General features: G+C 61.2%; 23 protein-coding genes. 10 read left to right on the forward strand and 13 right to left on the reverse strand.

What is annotated here, in order from left to right; genetic code table 11:
- Positions 1-50: 50 nt before the first annotated feature.
- The 3 genes from ACZ495_RS00730 to ACZ495_RS00740 form a co-directional block, all read right to left on the reverse strand.
- Positions 51-740, reverse strand: a complete 690-nt coding sequence (locus ACZ495_RS00730) for a Crp/Fnr family transcriptional regulator (protein ID WP_012625448.1) — start codon at positions 738-740, stop codon at positions 51-53.
- Between the two features lie 151 nt (positions 741-891).
- A complete protein-coding gene (locus ACZ495_RS00735) occupies positions 892-2,442 on the reverse strand; it encodes a polysaccharide biosynthesis/export family protein (protein WP_012625447.1) in 1,551 nt (516 codons plus the stop codon).
- Positions 2,443-2,526: 84 nt separating this feature from the next.
- Positions 2,527-2,910, reverse strand: coding sequence for a DVU3141 family protein (locus ACZ495_RS00740; protein WP_012625446.1), 384 nt, complete (start codon positions 2,908-2,910; stop codon positions 2,527-2,529).
- A 318-nt stretch (positions 2,911-3,228) separates the two neighbouring features.
- Between ACZ495_RS00740 and ACZ495_RS00745 the strand changes: the two genes are divergently transcribed.
- From ACZ495_RS00745 to ACZ495_RS00790, 10 genes are all read left to right on the forward strand, one after another.
- Entirely contained in the window at positions 3,229-4,254 is a 1,026-nt protein-coding gene (locus ACZ495_RS00745; RefSeq protein ID WP_041724959.1) for a molybdopterin-binding protein, read from the forward strand.
- Between the two features lie 142 nt (positions 4,255-4,396).
- Positions 4,397-7,120: a molybdopterin-dependent aldehyde oxidoreductase gene (locus tag ACZ495_RS00750; protein WP_296986247.1), complete on the forward strand. Its 2,724-nt coding sequence runs from the start codon at positions 4,397-4,399 to the stop codon at positions 7,118-7,120.
- A gap of 247 nt (positions 7,121-7,367) precedes the next feature.
- Complete coding sequence (locus ACZ495_RS00755; protein ID WP_012625443.1) at positions 7,368-9,776, forward strand: pyridine nucleotide-disulfide oxidoreductase/dicluster-binding protein; 2,409 nt, start codon at positions 7,368-7,370, stop codon at positions 9,774-9,776.
- Positions 9,773-9,988, forward strand: a complete 216-nt coding sequence (locus ACZ495_RS00760) for a DVU_1557 family redox protein (protein WP_012625442.1) — start codon at positions 9,773-9,775, stop codon at positions 9,986-9,988. Before ACZ495_RS00755 ends, ACZ495_RS00760 begins: the two co-directional genes overlap by 4 nt.
- Complete coding sequence (gene trsM / locus ACZ495_RS00765; RefSeq protein WP_464262483.1) at positions 9,985-10,932, forward strand: DVU_1556 family methyltransferase; 948 nt, start codon at positions 9,985-9,987, stop codon at positions 10,930-10,932. Before ACZ495_RS00760 ends, trsM begins: the two co-directional genes overlap by 4 nt.
- Complete coding sequence (locus ACZ495_RS00770) at positions 10,929-11,393, forward strand: DVU_1555 family C-GCAxxG-C-C protein (RefSeq protein WP_296986261.1); 465 nt, start codon at positions 10,929-10,931, stop codon at positions 11,391-11,393. Before trsM ends, ACZ495_RS00770 begins: the two co-directional genes overlap by 4 nt.
- Positions 11,390-12,949 (forward strand): radical SAM protein, encoded by a 1,560-nt coding sequence (locus tag ACZ495_RS00775; protein ID WP_296986264.1) that lies wholly within the window; start codon positions 11,390-11,392, stop codon positions 12,947-12,949. Before ACZ495_RS00770 ends, ACZ495_RS00775 begins: the two co-directional genes overlap by 4 nt.
- A complete protein-coding gene (locus tag ACZ495_RS00780; RefSeq protein WP_407844045.1) occupies positions 12,946-14,343 on the forward strand; it encodes a phenylacetate--CoA ligase family protein in 1,398 nt (465 codons plus the stop codon). Before ACZ495_RS00775 ends, ACZ495_RS00780 begins: the two co-directional genes overlap by 4 nt.
- The gene (locus ACZ495_RS00785; protein WP_464262484.1) at positions 14,340-15,611 is read left to right on the forward strand and encodes a DVU_1551 family NTP transferase; all 1,272 of its coding nucleotides are present in this window, start codon (positions 14,340-14,342) and stop codon (positions 15,609-15,611) included. The genes ACZ495_RS00780 and ACZ495_RS00785 overlap by 4 nt, the downstream gene beginning before the upstream one ends.
- A 177-nt stretch (positions 15,612-15,788) precedes the next feature.
- Positions 15,789-16,370 (forward strand): histidine phosphatase family protein, encoded by a 582-nt coding sequence (locus ACZ495_RS00790; protein WP_012625436.1) that lies wholly within the window; start codon positions 15,789-15,791, stop codon positions 16,368-16,370.
- Positions 16,371-16,445: 75 nt separating this feature from the next.
- On the opposite strand, the gene ACZ495_RS00795 is transcribed toward ACZ495_RS00790, so the two are convergent.
- The 10 genes from ACZ495_RS00795 to guaB form a co-directional block, all read right to left on the reverse strand.
- Entirely contained in the window at positions 16,446-16,997 is a 552-nt protein-coding gene (locus ACZ495_RS00795) for a hypothetical protein (RefSeq protein WP_012625435.1), read from the reverse strand.
- Positions 16,998-17,145: 148 nt separating this feature from the next.
- The gene (locus ACZ495_RS00800) at positions 17,146-17,484 is read right to left on the reverse strand and encodes an SMR family transporter (RefSeq protein WP_012625434.1); all 339 of its coding nucleotides are present in this window, start codon (positions 17,482-17,484) and stop codon (positions 17,146-17,148) included.
- Positions 17,484-17,918, reverse strand: coding sequence for a DMT family transporter (locus ACZ495_RS00805; protein ID WP_012625433.1), 435 nt, complete (start codon positions 17,916-17,918; stop codon positions 17,484-17,486). The genes ACZ495_RS00800 and ACZ495_RS00805 overlap by 1 nt, the downstream gene beginning before the upstream one ends.
- A 379-nt stretch (positions 17,919-18,297) precedes the next feature.
- Entirely contained in the window at positions 18,298-19,050 is a 753-nt protein-coding gene (gene hisA, locus ACZ495_RS00810) for a 1-(5-phosphoribosyl)-5-[(5-phosphoribosylamino)methylideneamino]imidazole-4-carboxamide isomerase (RefSeq protein ID WP_296986280.1), read from the reverse strand.
- Positions 19,047-19,706, reverse strand: coding sequence for a hypothetical protein (locus ACZ495_RS00815; protein ID WP_012625431.1), 660 nt, complete (start codon positions 19,704-19,706; stop codon positions 19,047-19,049). The genes hisA and ACZ495_RS00815 overlap by 4 nt, the downstream gene beginning before the upstream one ends.
- Positions 19,706-20,302, reverse strand: a complete 597-nt coding sequence (locus ACZ495_RS00820; RefSeq protein WP_012625430.1) for an imidazoleglycerol-phosphate dehydratase — start codon at positions 20,300-20,302, stop codon at positions 19,706-19,708. The genes ACZ495_RS00815 and ACZ495_RS00820 overlap by 1 nt, the downstream gene beginning before the upstream one ends.
- Positions 20,299-21,096, reverse strand: a complete 798-nt coding sequence (gene tatC, locus ACZ495_RS00825; protein WP_049757423.1) for a twin-arginine translocase subunit TatC — start codon at positions 21,094-21,096, stop codon at positions 20,299-20,301. The genes ACZ495_RS00820 and tatC overlap by 4 nt, the downstream gene beginning before the upstream one ends.
- A gap of 605 nt (positions 21,097-21,701) precedes the next feature.
- Positions 21,702-22,283 (reverse strand): Sec-independent protein translocase protein TatB, encoded by a 582-nt coding sequence (tatB, locus tag ACZ495_RS00830; RefSeq protein WP_464262485.1) that lies wholly within the window; start codon positions 22,281-22,283, stop codon positions 21,702-21,704.
- A gap of 9 nt (positions 22,284-22,292) precedes the next feature.
- Positions 22,293-23,828, reverse strand: a complete 1,536-nt coding sequence (guaA, locus tag ACZ495_RS00835; protein WP_012625427.1) for a glutamine-hydrolyzing GMP synthase — start codon at positions 23,826-23,828, stop codon at positions 22,293-22,295.
- A gap of 86 nt (positions 23,829-23,914) precedes the next feature.
- Entirely contained in the window at positions 23,915-25,372 is a 1,458-nt protein-coding gene (guaB, locus tag ACZ495_RS00840; protein ID WP_394027231.1) for an IMP dehydrogenase, read from the reverse strand.
- Positions 25,373-25,457 lie beyond the last annotated feature (85 nt).

The raw sequence follows: 25,457 nt of genomic DNA on the forward strand, positions 1-25,457 counted from the left end.
TTTGATGATTCCTGTATACCAAGGGGGAGTGTGGACGTCCGTAACAATTGTTACGGAACAGAATAATCGTAAAATTCTTTCAGGCGGTCGGGATGAGGCAGGGAGATGTTTTTTCCGTTGATGTGCAGCAGGCCTTCATCACGCATGGCTGCCAGCTCGCGTGAAAGCGAGGGCCGCGTGACGCCCAGAAAGTCGGCCATCTGTTCACGGTTCATGAGCAGATTCAGCGAGCCGTCAGGGTTGCGGTGCTCAAGCAGTAAAGAGGCGATCTTGCGACGCAGGCTGCCCGATGAAAGCAGTGATACGCGGCGCGTCAGAAAAAAAGCCTTGCGGGCGAATACCGAAAGCATGTTGCGTATGATCTGTGCATGCATGCTGCAGCGTTTTTCGCAGGTGGAATAGAAAAATTTTGCCGGTATGGCCAGCACGCGCACGGGGCTTTCGGCCTGGACGCTACAGCCATAGCTGGCCTGATCAAGAAAAACATAGACTTCGCCGAAGAGGTCGCCGGGGCGGTCAATACGGGCCATCACGGCGCGTCTGCCGTCGGCGCTGTCACGGCCTACGGAAACGGCGCCTTCCAGCAGGACAAAAAGCCGGGTGGGGGCGTCTGTTTCGCAGAAAACCATGCCCCCTTTGCCGTATTTTTCTTCCACCGCGCCGCTGCACCCCAGGCAAAGCTTTGCCTCATCCGGGCTCATGTGGGCGAAAAGATCGCAGCTTTTCAGGGCCTGATTCATGCGTTCTTCCAGCGTCAGGGGTGGAGAAGCCGCCGGAAATGTTGCCGGGCGGCAGTGCCGTCCAGAGCAGTATACATAAAAACGGCAACAATGCCTATGAGGGGCTGCTTCCAAATACGCAATATCTGAAAACAGCCCCAGGGAATTTCTGTTACAGGGTCGGCAGCCCCAGCAGCACCCGGGCAGATACCGCCACCTGCATGAGCACCTGCGAGATGTCCTTGACGGCCTGCATGCTTTTGGATTCCACCTTGGGCAGCACCAGTATCTGGTCGCCGGGGGAGATGTCGCCCCCGCCCTGAGTTACAGAACCGTTCTGGTGCATGACAAGAATCTTGCCGCTGTCTGCGCGGCTGGTCAGGCCGCCTGCACCCTTGATATAGTCGTCGGCATCCTTCTTTTTGCCCCAGAGCATGGCCTGCGGAACCATAACCTCGCCGCTTACCAGTACCACATCGCTCTTGGTGGGGATAACGATGACATCGCCCTCTTCAAGGCTCAGATCTGCCTTGTCCGGGCCGCCGTCCAGCACCACCACTCCTTCCGGTTCGACAGCCTTGGCGCGCTCCACGAACTTGGACACCATTTCGGCTTCCTTGGCGCGTATCTGCGCTTCCTCGGTACTGGCCGACGAGGCGGTAAGGGCTGTTTCTTCAAGACGGCGCAGGGAATCGGCAATGGCCTTTTTTTGTCTGGCAGCCACGCTTTTGCGCTTGATGTACATGGCTTCAAGGTTGGCGCGTTCCGGTTCCACGGCGATGAAGTTTTTCACGTCCCGAAGGCGCGCGCCCTGACGCACGGGAAAGCGTGAAGCCCCGCGCACCGCTCCCTGCACTTCAATCATGATGGTATTGCCCGGCGCATCGGCGATAAACTGCACCTTGTCGCCGTCTTCAAGCTGCAGGGCACGCAGATCCTTGAGGGGCAGGTAGGTGCTGTACGGCGCGCCGTTGCGGGTTCCGTTCAGGGCTATGTGCGAAGCGCGCCCCTCGGGGTCGGCCAGGTCCATAAGTGCGGTTCCGGTGGCCTGCCCCTTGGGAAACTCAAAGAGCGCGGGATTGCGGACCGCCCCGGTGGCCGTGATGGTGGGGCCTTTTTCGCCCACCACAAGGGTGTCGCCTTCCTGCACGCGCACGGCGGGCAGCACGCCCTTGCGGGCAAAGGGATAGAGGTCGAGGCTGGTGACGGTTGTGCCGTCACGCATGAGGCGGATGTCGCGGTAGCTGCCGCGCACCGGGTCAAGCCCGCCCGCCTTGTCCAGAAAGCTGAGCAGGGGGTCGCTGGGGCCGCCGGTATAGCGTCCCGGACGGCTTACGCCGCCCGTTACAAAAACGGATACGGGGCGCGCGTCCAGTGGCGCTGCGTAAATCTGCACATCAGCATGCCCGTTGGCGGCCAGTTTGCTGCGCAGGGCATCGGCCAGCTTGTCGTAGGCCAGGCCGGCCACGGGCATGTCGCCCACTTCGGGCAGGTTCATATGCCCGTCCGGCCCTACTGCGAGGGTGCGGTCCACATTGAGGTCGCCGCCCCACAGGCGCACCACCACACGGTCGCCGGGCGCAATGACCGCGCCTTCCTTGTTCTGGGCAAAGTTGCCCTGAAAAAGGTTGGCCGCATAGGGTTGTACAGTGTCGGCGGCATGGGCGGAGCCGCAAAGAGCCAGCAGCGCCAGAACGGCAAGAAGATATTTTTGTTGCAGCATGGTGTTTCAAAGTATGCGACGCGCGGTCTCGCGGCTGTGCCGCGCCGCGCGCCTGCTATGGTTTCGGAAGTTGGCCCCGTGCAATTACGGTTTGGAAATGCCCTGGCCCCATACTCTGGGGGCCATGGTCCAGCGGCCCTGGTCATCCTGGCAGATGACGACCACTTCGGCCTCTTTCTGCCCGGCCAGCACCGTGCCGCGCTTGCAGTTTTCGCCTTTGGCCGAAGTAAAGACTTCATCAACGCTTACATTAACACCCTGCCCGAACTGCACATCGTCCAGCACGGTGGTCTGGCCGGGGGTGGAAATGATCATGAAGCTTTCCACGGGCCCCGGGGGTGTTTCTTCCCTTTGCGGGGCTTCGCCAAGGCCGCATGCGGCCAGAGGCAGGACAAGAAGGAGGGCGGCTGCCAAGGCCGCCAGACGGCTGATGCGCGATGCGCGCGCGGGACAGAAAGCTGTGTTCATGCTGGCTCCTGGCGGGGGTAAACCGTAGCGCCATCATTGTCTGACGTGGTTGCGGTACAGTAGTTCTTCTCCCCTCCATCTCGCAGAGAATGTCTGCTCTGTCAATTGTTGCCGCTGCTGTCACAGGGTGTAAAAGTCACGCTTTTTGCTAAAATAGGGAAAATAAAAATCAAATGCGTGAGATTACGTCAAGTTATCATGACCACACTTTATAAATCCTGAATTTTATTTTGCATTTAGTTGTGGGAATGTTACGCTAAGCACAATCTGGGTATCAGGTCATGCATCATCCGAGGAGCAACCATGGCGGAACTTTGTATGAAGGTCATACACGTTCATGATGCGGTAGGTAGTGTTCTTTGTCACGATATAACCAGAATTGTTCCCGGCGAGAGCAAGGGACCGGTATTTCGCAAAGGGCACATTGTGCGGCCCGAAGATATCAAGGTGCTGCTCGAAACAGGCAAGGAGCATCTTTATGTTTTTGAACCGCTTGCCGGAATGGTACACGAAAATGACGCCGCCGCCCGCATCGTGGCCGCGGTCGTGGGGTCCAACCTCGTGCCCGGTGATCCCAAAGAAGGGCGTATCGACCTTGTAGCCGCCTGTGACGGCCTGTTGCGGGTAGACGTGCCAGCCCTGAACAGGATCAACGGCTTGGGCGAGATCACCATGGCCACCCTGCACGGCATGCAGTTCGTGACAAAAGGGCGCGCTGTGGCGGGTACGCGGGTGGTTCCCCTTATGATCGGCGAGGACAAGCTGCGATGTCTTGAAGCTGCGGTAAGCCGGCCCGTCATTGAGGTGCTGCCTCTTGCGCGCGCCAGAGTGGGCGTGGTGACCACGGGTAGCGAGGTATACTACGGGCGCATCCGTGACGCCTTCGGCCCGGTGCTGCGTAAAAAATTTGCCGCGCTGGGCAGTTCCGTCATGGGGCAGACCCTGACCAGCGACGAAGTGAGCATGACTGCCTCGGCCATTGCGGATTTTTTGCATCAGGGCGCGGACATGATTGTGGTCACGGGTGGCATGTCTGTTGATCCTGACGACCGCACGCCTGCGGCCATACGCGCCTCAGGGGCGCAAATTCTCTGCTATGGCGCGCCGGTTTATCCGGGCGCCATGTTTCTTTTGGCCTATGCGGAAGGCCCCGGCGGCCGCGTGCCGGTACTGGGGCTGCCGGGTTGCGTCATGTACCACAAGGCCAGCATTTTTGACCTCATCGTGCCGCGTCTGCTGGCCGGGGTCGAAGTTACGGCTGAAGATGTCGCAGCTCTGGGACACGGCGGTTTTTGCGCCGGCTGCCCGGAGTGCGCTTATCCCGTTTGTCCGTTCGGCAAGTAGAGGTGTACCCGTACCGGTATCACAGTCAACGTGTCAGGATTCCCGCGGCGCCTTGCGGTGCGCGCAGGAAAATTGCGGCCTTGAGCGCGGATATCCCGCGTCGGCATATATCCAGGCACTTATCATTGCAAAGGAGTCGCGCATGGAAACCAAAACCCTCATAGTCAACGGCATGGCCCGGCGCCTGCTGGTCAGTCCCAATGATCTTCTGGTAGATGTGCTGCGCAGCCAGCTGCAGCTCACCAGCGTAAAGGTGGGCTGCGGCAAGGGCCAGTGCGGTGCATGCACGGTTATTCTGGATGGCAAGGTGGTGCGGGCCTGCATCATCAAAATGAGCCGGGTGGCTGAAAATGCTTCGGTAACCACACTTGAAGGCATCGGCGCTCCCGATTGTCTGCATCCGCTGCAGCATGCGTGGATCCAGCACGGCGCGGCACAATGCGGCTTCTGTACGCCCGGCTTCATTGTTTCGGCCAAGGCCCTGCTGGACGAAAATGTCGCTCCCAGCCGCGAAGATGTGCGCGACTGGTTCCAGAAGCATCACAACATCTGCCGCTGTACGGGCTACAAGCCCCTCGTGGACGCCGTCATGGACGCGGCCGCCATACTGCGCGGCGAAAAAACCGTTGAGGAAATCAGCTTCAAGATGCCTGCCGATGGCCGCATCTGGGGCAGCAGTATCCCGCGGCCCAGCGCCGTGGCCAAGGTGACGGGTCTGGCCGAGTTCGGCGCGGACGCCGCCCTGCGCATGCCTGAAAACACCCTGCATCTGGCTCTTGCCCAGGCCAGGGTATCGCATGCCCTTATCAAGGGTATTGATACGTCCGAAGCCGAAAAAATGCCCGGCGTGTACAAGGTGCTGACCCATAAGGATGTGAAGGGCAAAAACCGCATTACAGGGCTTATCACCTTCCCCACCAACAAGGGTGACGGCTGGGAACGGCCTATTCTTAATGACAGCAAGATATTCCAGTATGGCGATGCCCTCGCCATCGTTTGTGCCGATTCCGAGGCCAATGCCCGCGCCGCTGCCGAAAAGGTCAAGTTTGACCTGGAGCTTCTGCCAGAATACATGAGCGCCCCCGAAGCGATGGCTCCGGACGCCATTGAAATCCACCCCGGCACACCCAACGTCTATTACGACCAGCTTGAAGAAAAGGGCGAAGACACGGCCCCGTTCTTCAATGATCCTGCCAATGTGGTTGCCGAAGGCAGCTACTATACCCAGCGTCAGCCCCATCTGCCCATCGAGCCTGACGTGGGGTACGGCTATATCAACGAGCAGGGGCAGGTTGTCATCCACTCAAAATCTGTAGCCATTCATCTGCACGCCCTCATGATCGCTCCCGGTCTTGGTCTGGAATTCCCCAAGGACCTTGTGCTGGTGCAGAACACCACGGGCGGCACGTTCGGTTACAAGTTCAGCCCCACCATGGAAGCGCTGGTGGGCGTGGCCGTTATGGCTACCGGCCGTCCCTGCCACCTGCGCTATAACTACGAGCAGCAGCAGAACTACACCGGCAAACGTTCACCTTTCTGGACCACCATGCGCTATGCCGCTGACAGGCAGGGCAAGATTCTCGCTATGGAAACGGACTGGAGCGTGGACCACGGCCCCTACTCCGAATTCGGCGACCTGCTGACCCTGCGCGGCGCGCAGTATATCGGCGCGGGCTACGGTATTGCCAATATCCGCGGCACGGGCCGCACTGTGGCTACCAACCACTGCTGGGGCGCGGCCTTCCGGGGTTATGGCGCACCGGAGTCGGAATTCCCATCCGAAGTGCTCATGGACGAACTGGCCGAAAAACTCGGCATGGATCCCTTCGAGCTGCGCGCTCTCAACTGCTACAGAGAGGGCGACACCACTCCTTCGGGGCAGATTCCTGAAGTCATGAGTCTGCCGGAAATGTTTGATAAGATGCGTCCCTATTACGAAGAATCAAAAAAGCGCGTCAAAGAGCGTTCCACTGCCGAAATCAAGCGCGGTGTGGGTGTTGCCCTTGGTGTGTACGGTGCCGGTCTGGACGGGCCGGACACCTCCGAAGCCTGGGTGGAACTTAATGACGATGGCAGCGTGACCTTGGGCAACTCGTGGGAAGACCACGGGCAGGGCGCTGACGCAGGCAGCCTGGGTACGGCCCATGAAGCCCTGCGGCCCCTGGGCATCACGCCTGAAAACATCCATCTGGTCATGAACGACACCAGCAAGACCCCCAACTCCGGGCCTGCGGGCGGTTCACGTTCACAGGTGGTCACGGGTAACGCCATCCGCGTGGCCTGCGAAATGCTCATCGAGGGCATGCGCAAGCCCGGCGGCGGTTTCTTCACGCCTGCAGAAATGAAGGCCGAAGGTCGCCCCATGCGCTATGACGGCAAGTGGACCGCCCCGGCCAAGGATTGTGACGCCAAGGGGCAGGGTTCACCCTTTGCCTGCTACATGTACGGGCTTTTCCTCACCGAAGTGGCGGTGGAAGTGGCCACGGGCAAAGCCACGGTGGAAAAAATGGTCTGCGTGGCCGACATTGGCAAGATCTGCAACAAGCTTGTGGTGGACGGCCAGATTTACGGCGGCCTCGCCCAGGGTGTGGGGCTGGCCCTCAGTGAAGACTACGAAGACCTCAAGAAACACAGCACCATGGGTGGAGCGGGCATTCCCTCTATCAAGATGATTCCTGACGATATCGAGATCGTCTATGTGGAAACACCCCGCAAGGATGGCCCCTTCGGCGCTTCGGGCGTGGGCGAAATGCCCCTTACCGCGCCGCATGCGGCCATCATCAACGGCATCTACAATGCCTGCGGCGCGCGTGTCCGGCATCTGCCTGCGCGGCCCGAAAAGGTCTTGGAGGCCATGCCCAGGTAAGATAGGTGTAAGGTAAAAGCAATATGGGGGAGGAGACTTCAGTTGCCGGAGGGCGCTGCTTTCCGGCAACTGAAGAACCTCTTTCTCCTGTATTCCGCTCCCTGACTGTATCTTTTCTTGTGACGCGGGAGCGGTATCGCCGCATGCCGCGTCACATGTTTTTTTACGGTTGGTCCGGCCGCATTTGCAGTGAAACGGCATTGGCGCGGCCTGTCCGCAAAAGTTCGACCCCAGCGAGAAATGTCGTATGATGGATCAGAAGCGTCTGCATGAAATCGAAGCCCGCTGTACCCAGGAAAGCCCTGCGCGCTGCCGGGCGGCCTGCCCCTTTGATCTGGACGTGCGCCTTTTTATGGCTCGCATGGCCGAGGGCAAAACCGGTGAGGCCCGCAAGCTTCTGGAGCGCCATCTGCCTTTGCCCGGCATTATGGCGCGCATCTGCGATGCCCCGTGTGAAAATGTTTGTCTGCGGCGAGACCTTGGCGGCAGCGTGGCCATGCACGGCCTTGAGCTTGCCTGCATGCTGGCCGCAGGCCCGCAGAGCCGCCCCCTGCCCCTGCCGCCCAAGCGTTTTCACATGGCTGTGGTGGGTGCTGGCCTGGCGGGGCTTGCAGCGGCCTGGGACCTTTCCGGCAAGGCGTATCCTGTAACGGTTTTTCATGCAGGTACCCCCGGTCAGGCCCTGGCAGAGGCCTACCCGGCGCTTTATGGCAAGGGCGGGGCAGCTTGCGCCAAGGATTTTCTGGTTGAAGATATGGAAATGCTGGCCCGCAGGAAAGTGCAGTTCATCCCCGCAGAGCTTGACCAGGCCCTGCTGGCCAAGGCGGCAGCCGAGTATGAGGGGGTGCTGGTGGACGCCGGGGCCGTTCCGCATCTGGCCCCCCCCTGTGAAGGCCTGGATGCCGATATTCTGCACTGGCGGGACAATATCTGCTGCGCGGGCTGGCCCGACGTGACGCCCACGGGACACTGTTTTTTTTCTTCATCACAGCAGGCGGGGCAGGGGCGACGCGCGGCCCAGACACTGGAGCGTGTGGTGGCCGGTCTTTCTCTCACTGCTGCACGCGACAAGACTCAGGGCCCCTTGCATACAGATGTGAGCGGTATTGCTCCCGTGCCCCGCGTGGAACCGGCCGGAGCTGTCTACGCTGCGGAAGAAGCCGTGGCCGAGGCCACGCGCTGTTTGCAGTGCCAGTGCATGATCTGTGTGCGAGAATGTGTGTATTTGCAAAAATATAAAGGTTACCCAAGGGTTTATGCACGCCAGGTCCACAATAACGCCTCCATAGTCAAGGGCTTGCACACGGCCAATGCGCTTATTAACGGCTGCACGTTGTGCGGCCAGTGCGAGGAGCTTTGCCCGGAAAATTTCTCTATGGCCGAGCTGTGCCTGTCGGCCCGGCAGGACATGGTGGAAAACGGCTATATGCCGCCATCAGCACACGAATTTGCCCTGGAAGATATGGAAAATGCCTCCGGCCCGGAATGCTCCCTGGTTTTGCCCGATGCTTCCCTGCCGCCCGGCGTTGCCCCGGCCTGGCTGTTTTTTCCCGGCTGCCAGCTTGCAGCCTCACGCGGGGAACAGGTAGCGCGGGTATACGCTCTGTTGCGCGAAAAAATGGCTGCAAGCGTCACTCCCGGGGTGGCCCTGATGCTCTCGTGCTGCGGCATTCCAGCGCAATGGGCTGGCCGTGCCGCGCTTTTTGCCGAACATGTGGACAAGCTGCGCGCCGCGTGGGAAAGCCTTGGCAAGCCGCGCATCATGGCTGCCTGTTCATCCTGTCTTGCGGCACTGCGTCAGGCCCTGCCGGAAGCAGGGGCGCTGTCTTTGTGGGAAGTGCTGGACGGCATGGGACTGCCCGAGGGGCCGCCCGCCGCATCCGCAGCTCTGCCTGAGGTTTTTTCTATCCACGATCCCTGTACCGCGCGGTACGACGGGGCATGGCTTGCTGCTGTGCGCAGGCTGGCGACGCGTGCCGGAGCGCGTGTGGAAGAACCGCGCATTACGGGTGCGGCCACGGCCTGCTGTGGGTACGGCGGCCTCGTGTGGTGTGCCCAGCCCGGCCCGGCGGCGGAAATGGCGGCGCACCGCGCGGCGGAACTGCCCCATGCGGGCCTTGCCTCATGCATCATGTGCCGTGACAGGCTGGCGGCAGGCGGCAAGGAGTGCTGGCACCTGCTTGACCTGCTTGTACCCGGCAGTACCGGGGGGGATGGAGAAAAAAAAGGCCCGGGCCTGTCTGCCCGTCGCGCCAACCGGGCAGCCCTGCGCCGCCACCTGCTACGCGAGTGGCAGGGGCAGGGCGAGCCGGAGCCGGACAAGGGGCGCGTGCTTGTGACTGACGAAATGCTGGCCCGGCTGGAAGAGCGCCATATCCTGCTGGAGGATGTGGAGGCGGCCGTGGCCGGGGCAGAGGCCGCCGGACACCGGTTTGAAAATCTTGAAAACGGGCATGTGCTCGGCTCATGGCGGCCCCGGCAGGTGACCTTTTGGGTGGAGTACCAGCCGCATGGCGATGGTTTCATCCTGCACGATGCGTGGTGCCACCGTATGGTAGTGCCGGGTTCCGGCGGGCAGGAGGCGGCGGACGTGATTAACAGTCACCAGTGCTGCACAGACGGTCGACGCGGCGGACAGAACGGAGGACAGTCATGAGCATGGGACCCAGTTACGGGCCGGACGGCGGCCAGTGGGTGTGTGGTCGCTGCCGTGTGCCGCTGGAGCAGGGCAAGGTTCCGGTTTTTTATCTCAACAGCGCCTTTGACGTATTTTTGCCGCGTTGTCCGCAGTGCGGGCTGACCCTTGTGCCCAAGTCGCTGGCCGAGGGCAAGATGGCAGAGGTGGAAGCCCTGCTGGAAGACAAATGAGGGCCCTGTGGGAAAGCGAAAACTTTCGCCGTGCGACGGGTCATGCCTGGCGGCCTGGCGGGCTTGACCTGACCGCGCGGGGACTCATCCTGTGCCGGGAGCTTTGCGGCCTTTCGCCGGGGCATCTGGTGCTGGACCTTGGCTGTGGCCCGGGCGGAACCGTCAGACTTTTGCAGCAATCCGGCTATGACGTTCTGGGACTGGACAGGCAGGTGAACCATGCCGCTGCCTGCAAGAACGCCCTGGCGCAGGCGTCTGAAAACGGTCAGGACGGCTGGCGTTTTGCGCAGGCGGATATTGCCCGCCTGCCCCTGGCCGATGCCTGCGTTCAGGGCCTTGTGTGCGAATGCGTGCTTTCCCTGCTGCCGGACCCGGTGCAGGCCCTGCACGGTTGCCTGCGCGTGTTGCGCCCCGGCGGTGTGCTGCTGTTCAGCGATCTCACGCGGCGGGATGAGGGCGCTTGCGTTGCTTCCATCGAAGAGCCTGCCGCTGCGGCCAGATGCGCACGTGGTGCGTTTCTGTCCGGCCCGGGCGGTTCGGGGAAAGTATCCGTTTCGCCTGGCATGCCTGCTTCATCCGGTGTGTCCTGCTCATCCGTTTCATGTGACGCATACGGGGCATATGGAAAATCCTGTATGGACGGGGCGCGTAGCGTCTTGTTGTGGAATGCGTACCTGGGTGAAGCCGGCTTCCACGTTGTGCGGTATGAAGACCATAGCCGTGCACTGGTGGAACTGGCCGCCCGTATGCTCTGGTACGGCGGGGACGAGGCGGCCTGTATGCCGGATTTCGGCATTGGGGCTGGCGGTGTCGATGGTGTTTCTTCCGCATCTTTTCCCCGTTCCGCCGCCTCCGTTTCTTCCGCCGGCTGTGCCTGTTCTTTTTCCGGCAACGGGCGCAAGTTCGGCTATGGATTGTGGATAGCGCAAAAGGAGCAAGCATGAATCCAATGATGATGGAACTTCTGCCTCTGGTGCATGAGGGCTACTGTTGCAGTCAGTTGCTGGTGCTGCTCATGCTTCAGGTCCGCGACGAGGAAAATCCCGGCCTGGTGCGGGCTGTTCACGGCCTGTGCCACGGTATCGGGCAGTCCGACGGCCCCTGTGGTCTGCTTACGGGCGGAGCATGCGCACTGGCGTTGTCTGCGGGCAAGGGGGCGGCCCACGAAACGCCTCACCCCATGCTGGCGCCCCTGCTCAATGACTATGCCACCTGGTTTTATGAGCGCACCGGCCCTTACGGCGGCCAAAGCTGCGGACAGGTGGCCGCAGGGCTTGGGGCGCTTTCCGGCGTGGCAGGCGAAATGCCCAATCCCGTCGCATGCGGCGACCTGCTGGCCGACTGCTGGGAAAAGATCATGGAACTTGTCCAGAGCTATGATCTGGATATCACGCCCGCGTCATGATCCTGCGCCGCACACAAAGCCTGTGTCCGGTCTGTCTGCGCAGGGTGGATGCTGTGTACGCGCGGTCCGCAAGCGATCCCCGTTGTGTGGAACTGCGCAAGACCTGTCCTGATCACGGCGGCTTCAGCGTGCCTGTCTGGCGGATACCTCAGGCGGCCGCCTGGGCTGGATCGGATATGTATGCCATGCCTGACTTCGAGGGTTGGTCAAGGCCCAAAACCCCTTCCTATCCATTGCGCCCGCGCACGGCCCTTGACCAGGGCTGTCCCTTTGACTGCGGCCTGTGCCCGTCGCATGCCCAGCATACCTGTACGGGTCTTGTGGAAGTAACCATGCGCTGCAATATGGCCTGCCCGGTTTGCTACGCCGGAGCCGGAAATGTGAGCGGAACCCTGTCGGCGGATCCGGACCTCAATTGCCTTGCGGTCCAGATGGATGCGCTTAAAACAGCGTCCGGACCGTGTAATGTGCAGATTTCCGGCGGCGAACCTACAGTACGCGAAGACTTGCCTGCCATTATTGCCCTTGCGCGGGAGCGGGCTTTCGGTCTTGTGCAGGTCAATACCAACGGTCTGCGACTGGCCGAAGAAAAAGGCTATGCCGAAAGCCTGCGGCAGGCCGGGCTGGATTCGGTCTATCTGCAGTGGGACGGTGTAAGCGACGCGGCTTTTATGAAACTGCGCGGTCGGCCCTGTCTGGATTTCAAACGCCGCGCCGTGGCGGCCTGTGCCGCTGCCGGACTGGGAGTGGTGCTGGTGGCGACTCTTGTGCGGGGCGTCAATGACGGCGAAGTGGGGGACCTGCTGCGTTTGGCCTTGCGCCTTGGCCCCGCGGTGCGGGGGCTGCACATGCAGCCCGCCGCATTTTTCGGCCGTTACCCCTGGCAACTGGAGGAAGCCCCCAGGCTCACCCTGCCCGAAGTTATGGCCTGCCTTACAGAACAGGCTCCGGAGCTGGTACGCGCCGGACACTTTCACCCTCCGGGTTGCGAAAACGAACTGTGCTCTTTCAGCGCCGTGTACCGTCGCACGGATGGCGTCCCTGCGGGGGACGCTCAGCCGGATGCAGCCCTATCCGGCGCGGATGCCACAGCAGCGCCCTCCTTGCAATGGCTGGCGCACGAGGGCCAGCCGTGCTGCTCCCCCCGGACTCCGTCCGCTTCCGGTGCAAGCGCCGGAGTTGCCCCTGTGCCGCCGGCGGCGCATGAGGGCGCGCGCAAGGCCAGGCAGTTTGTGGCTCTGCACTGGCGCGGCGACAGCTCTGCTGACGCGGCGTCCGCCACGGGTATGGGCGAAGGCAGCGAAAGCTGCTGTGGCAAAAACGGTTCAGCTCCGGCGGATCAGGATGGATTCAGCCGCTTTTTATCCAGCGCCGGGGCAGGGCAGCGTTTTACCCTGTCGGCCATGGCTTTTCAGGATGCGCTGAGCCTTGATGTCGAGCGTGTGCGGGGCTGCTGCATACATGTGCTGCGGCGTGACGGCCGCATGATTCCTTTTTGCCTGCATAATCTCACGGCGCGTGACGGCACACGCCTGTACGCGGAGGATGCCCCATGAGCGCCCGGCATGTTTTCAGCAACGTACGCGGGGGCAGAAAACCGGCCCCGGGCTGTGCCGTGGGGGGCCGCAATCCGGTGGACGTATGGCTGGCCGGTCTGTGCGGCGCGCAGGAAAGTGATACGGCAGCCTTTATGGCGGCCCTTGCGCAGACGCGCGCGGACGCTCTGACACACACCCTGACCTACGCCGCGGCCCGCAGCCCTTTCTATGGCCGCCGCCTGGCCGGGCATGATCTGAAGGCCTATCGTCCTGAAAACCTGTGCGGTCTGCCCTTCACCACTGCTGAAGACATCGCCCGCTGGCAGGATTTCCTGTGCGTATCGCAGGGGGCTGTGCGGCGCATGGTTACGCTGCATACGTCAGGCACAACGGGGCAGCCCAAGCGTCTGGCCTTTACAGATGCGGACCTTGCGCGCACGCAGGATTTCTTTCGCGCGGGCATGTCCCAACTGGTGAGTGCGGGGCAGACTCTGGCCGTGCTACTGCCCGGGGCGGAGCGTCCCAACGGCGTGGCAGACCTGCTGCGGCAGGCTTTACAACCCTGTGGGGTACAGGTCTGCTGCCCGCCGCAGCATCTGCTTGCCGCAGTGGAGCCGGCAGTGGAAATGGCGGCTCATGCCCCTCAAGATGGGGAAATTTCCGGTGAAAGCGCCCAGGGCGAAGAGTCTTCAAGTGCAGACGGCACAGGGCAGGATATGGGGGAAGGTGCGCAGCCCCATGCCGCGGGCATGCCGGGAATATGTTCGCCCGCTGCCGCGCCCGCATCCGTTTTTGCTGCGCGTGGGATACGTGCCGAACTGGCGCACTGGCTGGCTGAAGCGGGTGCACATTGTCTGGTGGCGGCTCCGGGTCAGCTTGAGGGATTGCTGCGTTATTTTCCCAGCAGCGGCCCACCGGGCCTGCGCGGCCTGCTCAGCAGCGCCGACAGGCTTGATCCGGTATTGCGCCATGTGCTTGCCAGCGTGTGGAACTGCACTGTCCTCGACCATTACGGCCTGACGGAAGTGGGCTACGGCGGGGCTGTGGAATGCCCCGCGCACGACGGTTATCATTTGAGAGCATTGGATATGATTGTGGAAATTGTTGATTTTTGTGGCGACGAGCCTTTGCCGCATGGTGAAGCAGGCGAGGTGGTCATTACCACACTGGAACGTGAAGCCATGCCTCTTGTCCGTTACCGTACGGGTGATGTGGCAAGCCTGTTGGCCGGTCCCTGCGCCTGCGGCAGTCCGTTGCCGCGTCTTGGTCCGGTGCGCGGCAGACTGGAGCGTTGCGGCGGGCGTGTGCGGGTGGTGAGTCTGCAAAAAGGCGGACGTAATCCGGCTTCCGGTCCGGTCCGCCAGCCGGATACGGCAGATGCGCCCCATTGCCTTCTGGGAGACTGGGCATGAACGGCCACGCGCTTATTCTGGCCGCCGGACAGGCTTCACGCATGGGGCGCTGCAAGGCCCTTCTGCCCCTGGCGCTTGGCCCCGGCGGTGGCGACTGTACAGCCCTGGAAGGGCTGGTGCGCCTTTTTCACGTATCAGGTATTGCGCAGGTCACTGTTGTTACGGGCTTTCATGCGGAATACGTCGAGGCGGCGGCACGGGGCCTCGGCCTTGCGGTTGCTCGTAATCCCCGCCCTGAAGACGGCATGTTTTCTTCCGTATGTGCCGGGCTTCGGGCGCTTTGCGGCCGTAACGGCGCTTCAGGCTCCTTTGCTATGGAAGGCCCGGTTCTGGTGCAGCCCGTGGATGTGTCTCTTGTGCGGCCCATGACGCTGCAGGCCCTGCTTGAAACCCACGCAACCGATCAGGAAAGTGTGCTTGTTCCAGCCTTTGCTGGTGAAGAGGGACATCCGCCGCTGCTGCCGGGCCGCTGTTTGCGTCAGGTGTTGGGGCATGGGCATGCGGGCGGCAAAGGGGGATTGCGCGGCGCTCTGGCGGGCTTGCCCGTGCGGCTGGTTGCCGTGGCGGACAGTCTTGTGCTGCCTGATATGGACAGGCCGGAAGACTACGAAAGCCTGCGGCTTCTGGCGCCGCACAGAAATGCCCTGTGGCCGTGCGAAGCTGTGGAATTGCTGCGCCTGCACAAGGTGCCTGAAAAAGGCGTGCGCCACGGCAAGGCTGTGGGTGCTGTTGCCGCTGCCCTGACAAAAGCTCTTGCACAGGCGCGGCAGATGGGGCAGACGCCGGAAGCCTGCCGCAGTGGACAGGCGCTCCTCAACTCCGGCCTTGCTCTGGCCGGGGGGTTGCTGCATGATATCTGTAAAGGAGAAAAAGGCCATGAATCGGCTGCCGGACGCCTGCTGCGCTGTCTGCAACTGCCTGTAATGGCACGTCTGGTGGAGGATCACCGTGATCTGGACCTGCCGGACGATCTGCCCATCACTGAACGGGAACTGGTTTTTCTGGCGGACAAATATTGTTATGGAGCAAGTTTTGTGCCTGTGCAGCGACGATTTGAGCAAAAGCTGGAAATCTTTGGCGCTGATCCGGCGGCGGCCACGGCCATCAGGGGCCGCCTTGGGCGCGCTCTGGCGCTGGAAGAAAGGCTGGCACGAGAGCTGGTGTGCGATCAGGCATATGGGAAGGCGCATTGCCGGTCCCTTCCGGCAGATGTCGCCCGCGCGGCTCTGGAGCGGCTGGCCTCAGAAAAAAATGTCGCGGCTGGGTAAAAGGCCGTCAGGGCCTTGAGACGGAAATAAAAACAGGCAGGCTGTTCCGCACCAGGTGGACCAGCGCATTGCACGCGGTTTTTCATGGCGGCTGCGCGAGCGTATGCCCGTAACCGCCAGCACAGTTCCAGAATAAAGTTGTTTCCCCGCGCTGCAGGGAGCAAAGGAGATATCTCAATGAACGGCATGTGGCTCGTGCGGCACGGCGCTTTGCCGCCCAATCCCGAGCGGCGGATTGTGGGCAACCGCGATATCCCGCTCAGCGATGCCGGGCGAAATCAGATACGCCGTCTGGCCCGCGACTTCATGCCTGCCCTGGCGGGAAGACTGGCGGCAGTGGTGAGTTCGGACCTGGGGCGTTGCCGTGAAACCACGTCCATTCTTCTGACCGGAAATGAATGGGCCGCCAGCCCGCCCCCTGTACATGCCGAGCCGGGCCTGCGGGAAATAGACATGGGGCAGTGGCAGGGCCTGACCCGGAACGAGATCGAACAGCGCTTTCCCGGTCAGTACGCTGTGCGGGGCAAGGATTTTGCCCGCTTCAGGCCCGAGGGCGGCGAGAGCTTCGCCTGCCTTCAGGAGCGGGCCCTTGAGGCCGTGCAGCGCTGGCGACGGCAGTATCCTGACGGGCTTGTGCTTGTGGTGGCGCATGCGGGCGTCATACGCTGTTTGCTGGCCCACTATATGGCGCTGCCGCTTGAAGAGGCGCTGAACATCCCGCAGGAATACGGCTGCCGGACGTTTGTGCCGGAATGGTAATGATGCCCCGGTCGGCCGCATTTTTGCGGGCATATGGTTTGCAGGGCTTGCGGGGCATTGGCCGGACGCATCCGCTCAGCGCAGTTGCAGGTTGACGCCTTCGCTGTCAAAAACCTGTATGCTCAGGGAAATGTACTTTTCTGCCAGCACGGGGGTGGCAATGTCGAGCGAAAGGCGGCGCAGGTCTTCAAGGTTGAAGGCAGCAAGCCAGCGGGCCGCTTCAAGTCCCAGAAGGGCCAGTTCCGCCGGAGGCGTCAGCAGGACAGCCGGGCAGGTCTTGTAGGCGTACAGGCTGCCGTTGGCAAGCACAAAAGGGAAAAGTCCGCAGGCCACGGGCCGCTGCTCGCGCGGCAGCCCGCAGCCGGTGCGTGTACAGGCCTTGCAGCCGCGCCCGTCCATATAGGCGGTGTGGCCGTCAAGCATATAAAAGTCTTCTTCCATGCCCTCATGCAGTTGCCGGGGCAGCAGGGCCATAGGAAAAGGCTCGCTGGAATCCTGTGGGCCACAGCAATAGCGGCAATCACGGCAATAGCCGTTTTGCAGCCAGCCGCCGCGCCAGCGCAGTACCCTGCGGCGCGGGAAAAGGCCGCGCCATTTCTCAAGATAATTCCAGAATCCTTTTTTCATGCTTGCCTCCGGAGCGTGCGGGCCGCGCCAGGGCGGTTCACACTGTGGTTCTTTCGTCTGCAGTGCATTGGCCGGGCGAGGCCGCTGCGTGCATTTTCCGCTGCTCTGCCTTGTCCGGCGGGTATGTTTTTTATTTGCAGGGCAGTAATTAACTCATATGCAAAAGAGCCATGCCCGTCATGAGCAGAGCCATGCCCGCAAAAGCGCAGGGGCGCAGCTTCTGGCTGAAAAACAGCCAGCCACCCAGCGACGTGCCCAGAATACCGAAACTGCCCCACATGGCATACGCCACAGCCAGATCCATATGGCGTACGGCCAGCGACAGGCAATAGAAAGCAAGGCCCACCAGCACCAGAGAGAAAAATCCCAGCCAGCGCCGCCTGAAGCCGCCGGATTTTGCCAGCAGCAGGTTTGCCAGTACGTCCAGTGCCGCCGCCATCACCACCAGTAAAAGGGAGAGGCTGAAAAAAGAGGTAAGGGGCTGCATTATGCGTTCCCCCGTTCACCAGCGGCATTGCCGCCCGCATTCAGGCTGGACGTGGGGCGGGCAGCCGGGTGTATGTCTTCTTTGCCGTGCCCTGTGCCGTGGTGTACCAGCAAGGCTCCGGCCAGCACGCAGACAAGGCCGAGGCCGCGTGTCACGGTCATGCTTTCGCCGAGCAGCAGCACGCTGCATATGGTGATGAAGGTCAGGCCCAGGCCTTCCCAAAAGGCAAAAGCAACGCCCACGGGCAGGCCGGTGGTGGCTTTTGCCAGCATGTAATAGGAAAGAGCGATGGCCAGCCACATGAGTACAAGGCCCAGCATGGCTGCATGGGCGAAGCCCCAGCCCTGGGCCATCTTCATGACTGTGGTTCCGGCCACTTCAAAAATGATGGCCCCCATGAGGCAGAGCCAGTGATAGGGTTTGGTCTCAAGCATTGTATCCTCGCTGCGCTGTCAGACTGATGCCTCAGCCCGATTTTGAAACAGAAAAAGCCCTGGCCGCCCGCAGGGGCCATGCATCAGACAGTTTTTGCAGACGGGGAATTAAAGAAATGAACGCCAGTAACGTTCTTCAGGGTAGCCGCAAAAGAGGCGGCTGCGTATGCGGGACCAATAACAGGACGTCGAATTCATGCCTGTAGTATATGTTCTGCAACCGGGCTTGGCAAGGGCGCACGGTTGCGCTGGCTTGCGCGGATGTTGCATGGGGGCAGACTGCGCTGTGCCTGTGTACGCAAAGAGCGCGTCCGGACTGAACCGTGACGCGCTCTTTGCGTTGTTTTGACTGTCTTGGTGAACTGTTCGAGCGGTCTGGTCAGGCGCTTTCGGGCGTGTTTTTCCGGGCGTCTATCCAGGCGTTGGCTTCTTTGAGATCAAGGGTTCCCTCGTAGAGGGCACGCCCGCTCACCGCGCCCATAAGGCTGGTTTCAAGGGTGAGAGGGTAGAGTTTCTGTATATCTTCAAGGGTGGCGACGCCCCCGGCGGCAATGACCGGCACGGTGGAAAGACGGGCCAGATGCTCCAGCGCGGTTACGTTGACGCCGCACTGCATGCCGTCGCGTTCAATATCTGTATAGATGACAAACGCAGCCCCATCGTCAAGCAGGCGGGGCAAGGCCGTATCCACGGTCATGCCCGTGTCTTCCACCCAGCCGCGGCTTTTCAGCCTTCCGCCTTCGGCATCGAGAGAAACGCCTACCCGGCCGGGAAAGGCGCGGCACATGTCCGCAAACAGGGTGGGCTGCTCCAGAGCCAGGGTGCCGATAATAAGGCGGCTGACTCCGGCTTCCAGATAGGCTTCGGCCGTATGCATGTCGCGTATGCCGCCGCCAAGCTGTACAGGAATGGCAAGAGCCGCGCAGATGTCGCGCACGATGCGGCGGCTTTGGGCCGCACCGTCAAAAGCGCCGTCCAGGTCAACCACATGCAGCCAGCGCGCTCCGGCTTCTTCCCAAGCTCTGGCGGCATCTACGGGGCTTTCGGCAAAAACCGTGCTTTCGTGAGCGCGGCCCTGCTTAAGCCGCACGGCCTTGCCGTTCTGAATGTCAACAGCGGGAAAAATAATCATAGACCCAAGTCCTTTACTGCCTTGCTTATGCCGTCCACGGTCAGTTCCTCGGCAGTGACCCACTGCCCCTTGCGCTTGAGGAATGAACCCACGTTGAGCAGATTTTCTGTCAGCCCGACCTGCTGTTCCTCAAAGACAGAGCGGTCCATGATGCTGCCTGCATCCACGCGCAGCAGGAAAAATTCTACCCGCACATGGGCCGACTGGGTAACGCCCGCTTTGGAGCCTTCGCGCTCATGCCAGTCCAGCACCTGAGGGATCAGCAGCAGTTGCGCTCCCTGCTTCTTGCCGTAGGCTACCCAAAGGGGCAGGGCCTGCGGCTGTTCGGAGCTGTGAAATGCGGTCGCATTTTTGGGCAGGGTGCGCTGGCTGATGAACTTGTATTGCCTGCTGGTCTGTGTGGTCAGCACATGGCGCAGGCGCATGTCCAGGGCAGTGAGCATATCATCGGGAATGCGCCCCTGGTTTTCGGGAATGCGCCCCATGATAAGCTGACTGGCATTGACGGGCTGGGTGAAGGGAACCACGGTAATGGTGTAGGCAGAGGAAAGGTTGCGCGGCACATCGGCGGTACTGCGCGGGCGCTTGCTGCACGCGCCCAGGACCACGGCAAGACTCAGTATGACGAGAAGCAGTATATTCAGGCGGTTATGCATTAATCAAGACCTCCCTTGGTGCTGCGTATGGTTGTGCCGTGCCGACGCACTGCATGAGCCAGGGCAAGGCCCAGGCCCTTGGCGGCGGATTCCAGCAAATGATGCCCGTTTTTGCCGTAGCGCATGTCCACATGCAGATTGCAGCGCGCGCCGCTGGCAAGGGCTTTATAGTATTCACGCCAGAGGTCTTTTTCCTCTCCGGCGAGTACGGGGGGCAACAGTTCGTCGCCACGCCACTCAAGCCAGGGGCGGCCTGAAAGGTCAACGGTAACTTCCGCAAGGGCCTCGTCCATAGGCACACGGCCGTAACCCACGCGGGCAATGCCCGCCCTGTCCCCCAGGGCTTCGAGCAGGGCCTTGCCAAGGGTCATGCCCACGTCCTCGGCCGTGTGGTGAGCGTCCACCTGCATGTCACCCTCGCAGACAAGGGTCAGGTCCATGCCTGCCCAGAAGAACGTGAGGGTGAGCATATGGTCCAGCAGGCCGAATCCGGTTCGGATGTCTGTCTTGCCCTGACCGTCCAGATTCAGTTCAAGGCGGATGTCGGTTTCGGCGCTGGTGCGCGCCTGCGTAGAAGTGCGCGGGGCGGTGGTCATGCTTTCTCCGAAGCGTTGGCGGTTTTTGCATCCGATGCAGCGTCTGCGTCTGTCTTTTCCTGCCCGCCGTCATCGGCATCTTTTTCAGTTTTGGGTTTGCGGCCAAAGGCTGCCGCCACCCAGATGCTTATTTCATACAGGATAAGCATGGGGCAGGCCATGAGCAGTTGTGAGACCACATCGGGCGGGGTAAGAATGGCCGCTACAATAAAGATGCCCAGAATCGCATAACGCCGCGCCTGCCGCATCATGGCAGCGGTGACAACGCCCATGCGTGCGAGAAAGAAGGCAAAAAGCGGCATTTCAAAAATAATGCCGAAGGCCAGAATGAGCTTGAGCACAAAACTCAGATAGTCGCTCACCTTGGGCATGGCCACGATTTCTTCGGTGGCAAAGCTCACAAAGAAACTGAAGGCATAGGGAAAAACCACAAAATAACAGAACGCGCCGCCGCAGATGAAGAACAGGGCAGACATTATCGCAATGGGGATGATGTATTTTTTTTCTTCTTCATACAGGCCGGGCGCGATGAATGACCATATCTGGTAGAAAATCACCGGGCTGGATACAAAAACACCCGCCACAAAGGCAATGTGCATGCGGGTGAAAAATCCTTCGGGCAAGGTGGTGTAAATGGCGTGTGAACCCTTGGGCAAAACGGCCAGAAGGGGATTGACCAGCACGTCAAAAATGGGATCCACCACGGCCCAGCAGGCAAAAAAGCCCACGATCACAGCGATACAGCAGCGCACAAGGCGCATGCGCAGTTCGCCAAGGTGGTCCATAAGGCCCATGGGCTTGTCCGGACCGCCTTCTTCTTCGTCATCGTCCTCATCGGGCGTGGCTGGGGGCTGACCACCGGAAACCGCCGGAACGGGGGCAGGCTCTTCCGACGCGTTGGGCGGAAACGGACTGGCCGGGGGCAGGGGCGGCTGCCCGCCCGAACCAGCGGCAACGGCGGGCGCGGCGGCAGCTTTGCCAGAAGTTTCGGCCGCAGCTTCGGCGGATGCCGTGTTACCCGAGGTCTGTGTGCCTGTAGTCGTGTCGGCATTTTCAGCCGAATCCGGCTGTGTATTCTGTGTCGGACTTTTCACGGTGGCAGCTTCGTTGCCGTCAGGGGCGGCCTGCGCATCCCCGGCAGCGACATGGCTTTTTATGCCGTCTTCTGTCGGGGGGGGGGTGGCGCGCGTGCTGTTACCGGGCGTGTCTTTCGCCCTGTTTTCCGTCTGGCCGCCGTTTGGTGCGGCAGAGGCCGCCAGATGGCTGGCGGCCTCAAGATTCACGTTGCCGATGACGGACAGTGCAGCGGCTGCTTCCGGCCCGGCGCCGGATTCTTCGGAACGGGAGGCGTCAGAAACGCTTGTCGCGGCCTGCTCCAGTGAAACTTTTTTTTCTTCAGTCATGCCTTGCCGCCGTTTTCAGAAGCAGGGGTGGACGGAGTAATGCGGGCTTCTGCAGCGCGCGCTTCAGCTTCAGTTCGGGCCAGGGCTTCAGCCAGGGGGCTGCCTTCAGGAGGAACCGGCACGCCGGAAGCTGTGGTGTCAGTTTCCGGAGCGGCTTCAGCAGCAGGGGCGGCCTGGGGGACGCTTTCAGCCTGCGGAGCCTCTGAAGGGGGCTGCACAACTGTGGTATCAAGCACAGCTTCGGATGCAGGGGCATCCTTGGCTGCCGTCATACCCTGCGCGGCACGGGGTTCAGGCTGCTCTGCTGCCTGCTCTGTGCTTTGCTGCGCCGCCTGCGTCCCATCGGCTTCGGCCCTGGCGGCTTCTCTGGCGGCTTTGGCGGCTTCCTTTTTGCGTTTTTTCTGTTCTTCCTCTTCAGCCTCGGCATTGAGGGTGCGCTGGAAGTCGGTGGAAACCCGGCGGAATTCGCCCATGGCCTTGCCCAGCGTGCGCGACACATTGGCAAGGCTCTTGGGACCCAACACAATCAGGGCCACCACAAGGATGACCAGAAGTTCCGTGCTGCCTATACCGAACATGCGGTTCTCCTATTCCCATTCAATGGTGCTGGGCGGTTTGGAGGACACATCGTAAACCACACGGTTGACGCCCTTGACTTCATTGATGATGCGGCCCGACATGCGCTCGATGAGATCAGCGGGCAGGCGCGCCCAGTCTGCTGTCATGGCGTCAACGCTGTCGACCACGCGCAGGGCCACCACATGTTCATAGGTGCGCCCGTCGCCCATAACGCCCACGGTCTTGAGGGGCAGCAGCACGGCAAAGCCCTGCCAGACCTTACGATACCAGCCGGATTCGCGCAGTTCCTGCTGCACGATCCTGTCGGCCTGGCGCAGGATGTTGAGGCGTTCTTCGCTCACTTCGCCAAGCACACGGATGGCAAGGCCGGGACCAGGGAAGGGATGCCGCCACACGATGGAGTCGGGCATGCCGAGTTCGGCCGCCACTTTGCGCACTTCGTCCTTGAAGAGTTCACGCAGGGGTTCAATAAGCTTGAGCTTCATTGTGTCGGGCAGGCCGCCCACATTGTGGTGACTCTTGATGACGGCGCTGGGTCCCTTGTGGGAAATGGATTCAATGACGTCGGGATACAGGGTTCCCTGAGCCAGAAAGTCCACTTGATCCAGCTTGTTGGCTTCTTCATCAAAAATTTCAATAAAGGTGTGGCCGATGATTTTGCGTTTCTTTTCGGGGTCTTCCACGCCTTTGAGCTTGGAAAGAAAGCGCTCCTGCGCCTGCACGAAGTTGAGGTTGAGGTCAAAATGCTCGCGCAGGTAGCTGACCACCTCATCACCTTCGCCAAGACGCAGCAGGCCGTTGTCCACAAAGATGCAGTGCAGGCGCTTGCCTATGGCCCTGTGCAGCAGCACGGCCACCACTGTGGAGTCGATACCGCCCGAAAGGGCGCAGACCACGTGCTTGTCGCCCACCTGCTCGGCCATTTCCTTGACTACGCGCTCCACAAAGGAGGACATGGTCCAGTCGGGCTTGATGCCCGTGACCTTGAACAGGAAGTTGTGCAGCATGCGCTCGCCGTCCACGCTGTGGTGCACTTCGGGATGGAACTGCACGGCGTAGATTTTGCGGGTCTCATCGGCCATGGCGGCCACTTCAAGGGTGCTGGTGCTGCCAGTAACCGTAAAGCCGGGCGGCGGGGCCATCACCTTGTCGCCATGGCTCATCCATACGCGGGTGGGTGCGGTGATACCTTCCCACAGGGCGCAGGGTGCGGTGAAATTGAGGTCGGCCGGGCCGTATTCGCGCGTGAGAGACTGGGCCAGCTGCCCGCCCATCTCGCGGGCCAGAAGCTGCATGCCATAGCAGATGCCGAGCACGGGCACACCCAGTTCAAGAAAACCGGGGTCCAGCGCCGGTGCGTCGGCTTCGCCCACGCTGGCGGGGCCGCCGGAAAGGATGATGGCCTGGGGCTTCATGGCGGCCACCTGCTGGGCGGTGGTCACGCAGGAATGAATTTCGGAGTATACCCCGGCCTCACGCACACGGCGTGCGATAAGCTGGGTAACCTGTGAGCCGTAGTCTATTATAATGACCTTGCTGGGCATAGTGTCCTCACGATCTGTATGAGCTTCGCGCGCCGGGACGCGCCGGTTGCCTGTCTGCACGGCGTACGCCTTGCGGCGCAGCGGCCCTAGTTCTCAATGCGATAGTTGGGGGCTTCCTTGGTGATTACCACATCGTGCACATGGCTTTCGCGCAGGCCCGCCGGGGAAATTTCGCAGAAGGTAGTATTTTCAAACAGTTGCGTGAGGTTGTGCGCACCCACATAGCCCATGCCCGAGCGCAGGCCGCCCATGAGCTGGTACACGGCTTCCATAACCGGGCCACGGTACGGCACACGGCCCACAATGCCTTCAGGCACGAGTTTTTTGCTCTTTTCCTGGAAGTAGCGGTCAGAGCTGCCTTCCTTCATGGCATCAATGGAACCCATGCCCCGGTAGATTTTGTACGTGCGGCCCTGGTACAGGATGGTTTCGCCCGGGCTTTCTTCCGTGCCGGCAAAAAGCGAACCGACCATGACAGAATGCGCGCCCACCACAAGGGCCTTCACGATATCGCCGGAAAACTTGATGCCGCCGTCGGCAATGCAGCAGCGGTCCATTTCGCGGGCGGCGCGGCCGCCGTCCATAATGGCCGTGACCTGGGGCACGCCCACGCCCGCCACAATGCGGGTGGTGCAGATGGAGCCGGGGCCGATGCCCACCTTGACGGTGTCGGCTCCGGCTTCAAGAATGGCCTTGGCCCCGTCGTAGGTGGCCACGTTGCCGGCCACAAGCTGGCAGTTGGGAAACGACGCCTTGACCATACGGATGGCCTTGATGACGTTGACAGAATGCCCATGGGCGGAGTCAAGCACCAGCACGTCGGCTCCGGCCTCAAGCAGCTGCTCGGCGCGGGCTTCGCAATCCTTGCCGATGCCGATGGCCGCGCCTACGCGCAGGCGTCCGGCGGAGTCTTTGCAGGCATTGGGATATTTTTGCACCTTGTCGATGTCTTTCATGGTGATAAGGCCGCGCAGGTGCCCTTCTTCATCCACCACGAGCAGTTTTTCAATGCGGTGCTCGTGCAGATGCTGCTTGGCTTCGGCAAGGGATGTGCCCATGGGAACGGTAACAAGGTTTTCGCTGGTCATGACATCGGCCACGCGCACGGCCTGGCCGTCTTCGACAAAGCGCACGTCACGATTGGTAAGAATGCCCACCAGGCGGTCATCGGCCACCACGGGCAGGCCGGAAACGCGAAAGTCCGACATGAGGTCAAGGGCTTCCTGTACCGTGTTGTTGGGCGAAATGGTCACCGGGTCGAGAATCATGCCGCTTTCGCTTTTTTTGACTCTCTCTACTTCCAGGCGCTGCCGGGACACGGGCATGTTTTTATGGATGATGCCGATGCCCCCCATGCGGGCCATTGAAATGGCCATGGCCGATTCCGTTACGGTATCCATAGCGGCGGAAAGCAGGGGGATGCGCAGGGGAATGGAAGGGGTAAGCCAGGTGGCTATATCCACGGCGTCAGGGGTAATGTCCGAATAGCCGGGAATGAGCAAAATGTCGTCAAAGGTCAGCGCTTTGCCGCGATTGGTGAACATGGCATCCTCGTAATATGCTGGAATAATTGTTCAAATTGTAGTCTAACAGGGTATCCCCTTGCGGGCCGTATGTCAATGTAGGCTG

It is taken from the genome of Desulfovibrio sp. GTC20076, from assembly GCF_055385905.1.

Bases quoted from the DNA above. Each gene is read 5' to 3' on its own strand.
- ACZ495_RS00730 (WP_012625448.1), bottom strand. From the start codon at position 740: ATGAATCAGGCCCTGAAAAGCTGCGATCTTTTCGCCCACATGAGCCCG.
- ACZ495_RS00735 (WP_012625447.1), bottom strand. From the start codon at position 2,442: ATGCTGCAACAAAAATATCTTCTTGCCGTTCTGGCGCTGCTGGCTCTT.
- ACZ495_RS00740 (WP_012625446.1), bottom strand. From the start codon at position 2,910: ATGAACACAGCTTTCTGTCCCGCGCGCGCATCGCGCATCAGCCGTCTG.
- ACZ495_RS00745 (WP_041724959.1), top strand. From the start codon at position 3,229: ATGAAGGTCATACACGTTCATGATGCGGTAGGTAGTGTTCTTTGTCAC.
- ACZ495_RS00750 (WP_296986247.1), top strand. From the start codon at position 4,397: ATGGAAACCAAAACCCTCATAGTCAACGGCATGGCCCGGCGCCTGCTG.
- ACZ495_RS00755 (WP_012625443.1), top strand. From the start codon at position 7,368: ATGATGGATCAGAAGCGTCTGCATGAAATCGAAGCCCGCTGTACCCAG.
- ACZ495_RS00760 (WP_012625442.1), top strand. From the start codon at position 9,773: ATGAGCATGGGACCCAGTTACGGGCCGGACGGCGGCCAGTGGGTGTGT.
- trsM (WP_464262483.1), top strand. From the start codon at position 9,985: ATGAGGGCCCTGTGGGAAAGCGAAAACTTTCGCCGTGCGACGGGTCAT.
- ACZ495_RS00770 (WP_296986261.1), top strand. From the start codon at position 10,929: ATGAATCCAATGATGATGGAACTTCTGCCTCTGGTGCATGAGGGCTAC.
- ACZ495_RS00775 (WP_296986264.1), top strand. From the start codon at position 11,390: ATGATCCTGCGCCGCACACAAAGCCTGTGTCCGGTCTGTCTGCGCAGG.
- ACZ495_RS00780 (WP_407844045.1), top strand. From the start codon at position 12,946: ATGAGCGCCCGGCATGTTTTCAGCAACGTACGCGGGGGCAGAAAACCG.
- ACZ495_RS00785 (WP_464262484.1), top strand. From the start codon at position 14,340: ATGAACGGCCACGCGCTTATTCTGGCCGCCGGACAGGCTTCACGCATG.
- ACZ495_RS00790 (WP_012625436.1), top strand. From the start codon at position 15,789: ATGAACGGCATGTGGCTCGTGCGGCACGGCGCTTTGCCGCCCAATCCC.
- ACZ495_RS00795 (WP_012625435.1), bottom strand. From the start codon at position 16,997: ATGAAAAAAGGATTCTGGAATTATCTTGAGAAATGGCGCGGCCTTTTC.
- ACZ495_RS00800 (WP_012625434.1), bottom strand. From the start codon at position 17,484: ATGCAGCCCCTTACCTCTTTTTTCAGCCTCTCCCTTTTACTGGTGGTG.
- ACZ495_RS00805 (WP_012625433.1), bottom strand. From the start codon at position 17,918: ATGCTTGAGACCAAACCCTATCACTGGCTCTGCCTCATGGGGGCCATC.
- hisA (WP_296986280.1), bottom strand. From the start codon at position 19,050: ATGATTATTTTTCCCGCTGTTGACATTCAGAACGGCAAGGCCGTGCGG.
- ACZ495_RS00815 (WP_012625431.1), bottom strand. From the start codon at position 19,706: ATGCATAACCGCCTGAATATACTGCTTCTCGTCATACTGAGTCTTGCC.
- ACZ495_RS00820 (WP_012625430.1), bottom strand. From the start codon at position 20,302: ATGACCACCGCCCCGCGCACTTCTACGCAGGCGCGCACCAGCGCCGAA.
- tatC (WP_049757423.1), bottom strand. From the start codon at position 21,096: ATGGGCCTTATGGACCACCTTGGCGAACTGCGCATGCGCCTTGTGCGC.
- tatB (WP_464262485.1), bottom strand. From the start codon at position 22,283: ATGTTCGGTATAGGCAGCACGGAACTTCTGGTCATCCTTGTGGTGGCC.
- guaA (WP_012625427.1), bottom strand. From the start codon at position 23,828: ATGCCCAGCAAGGTCATTATAATAGACTACGGCTCACAGGTTACCCAG.
- guaB (WP_394027231.1), bottom strand. From the start codon at position 25,372: ATGTTCACCAATCGCGGCAAAGCGCTGACCTTTGACGACATTTTGCTC.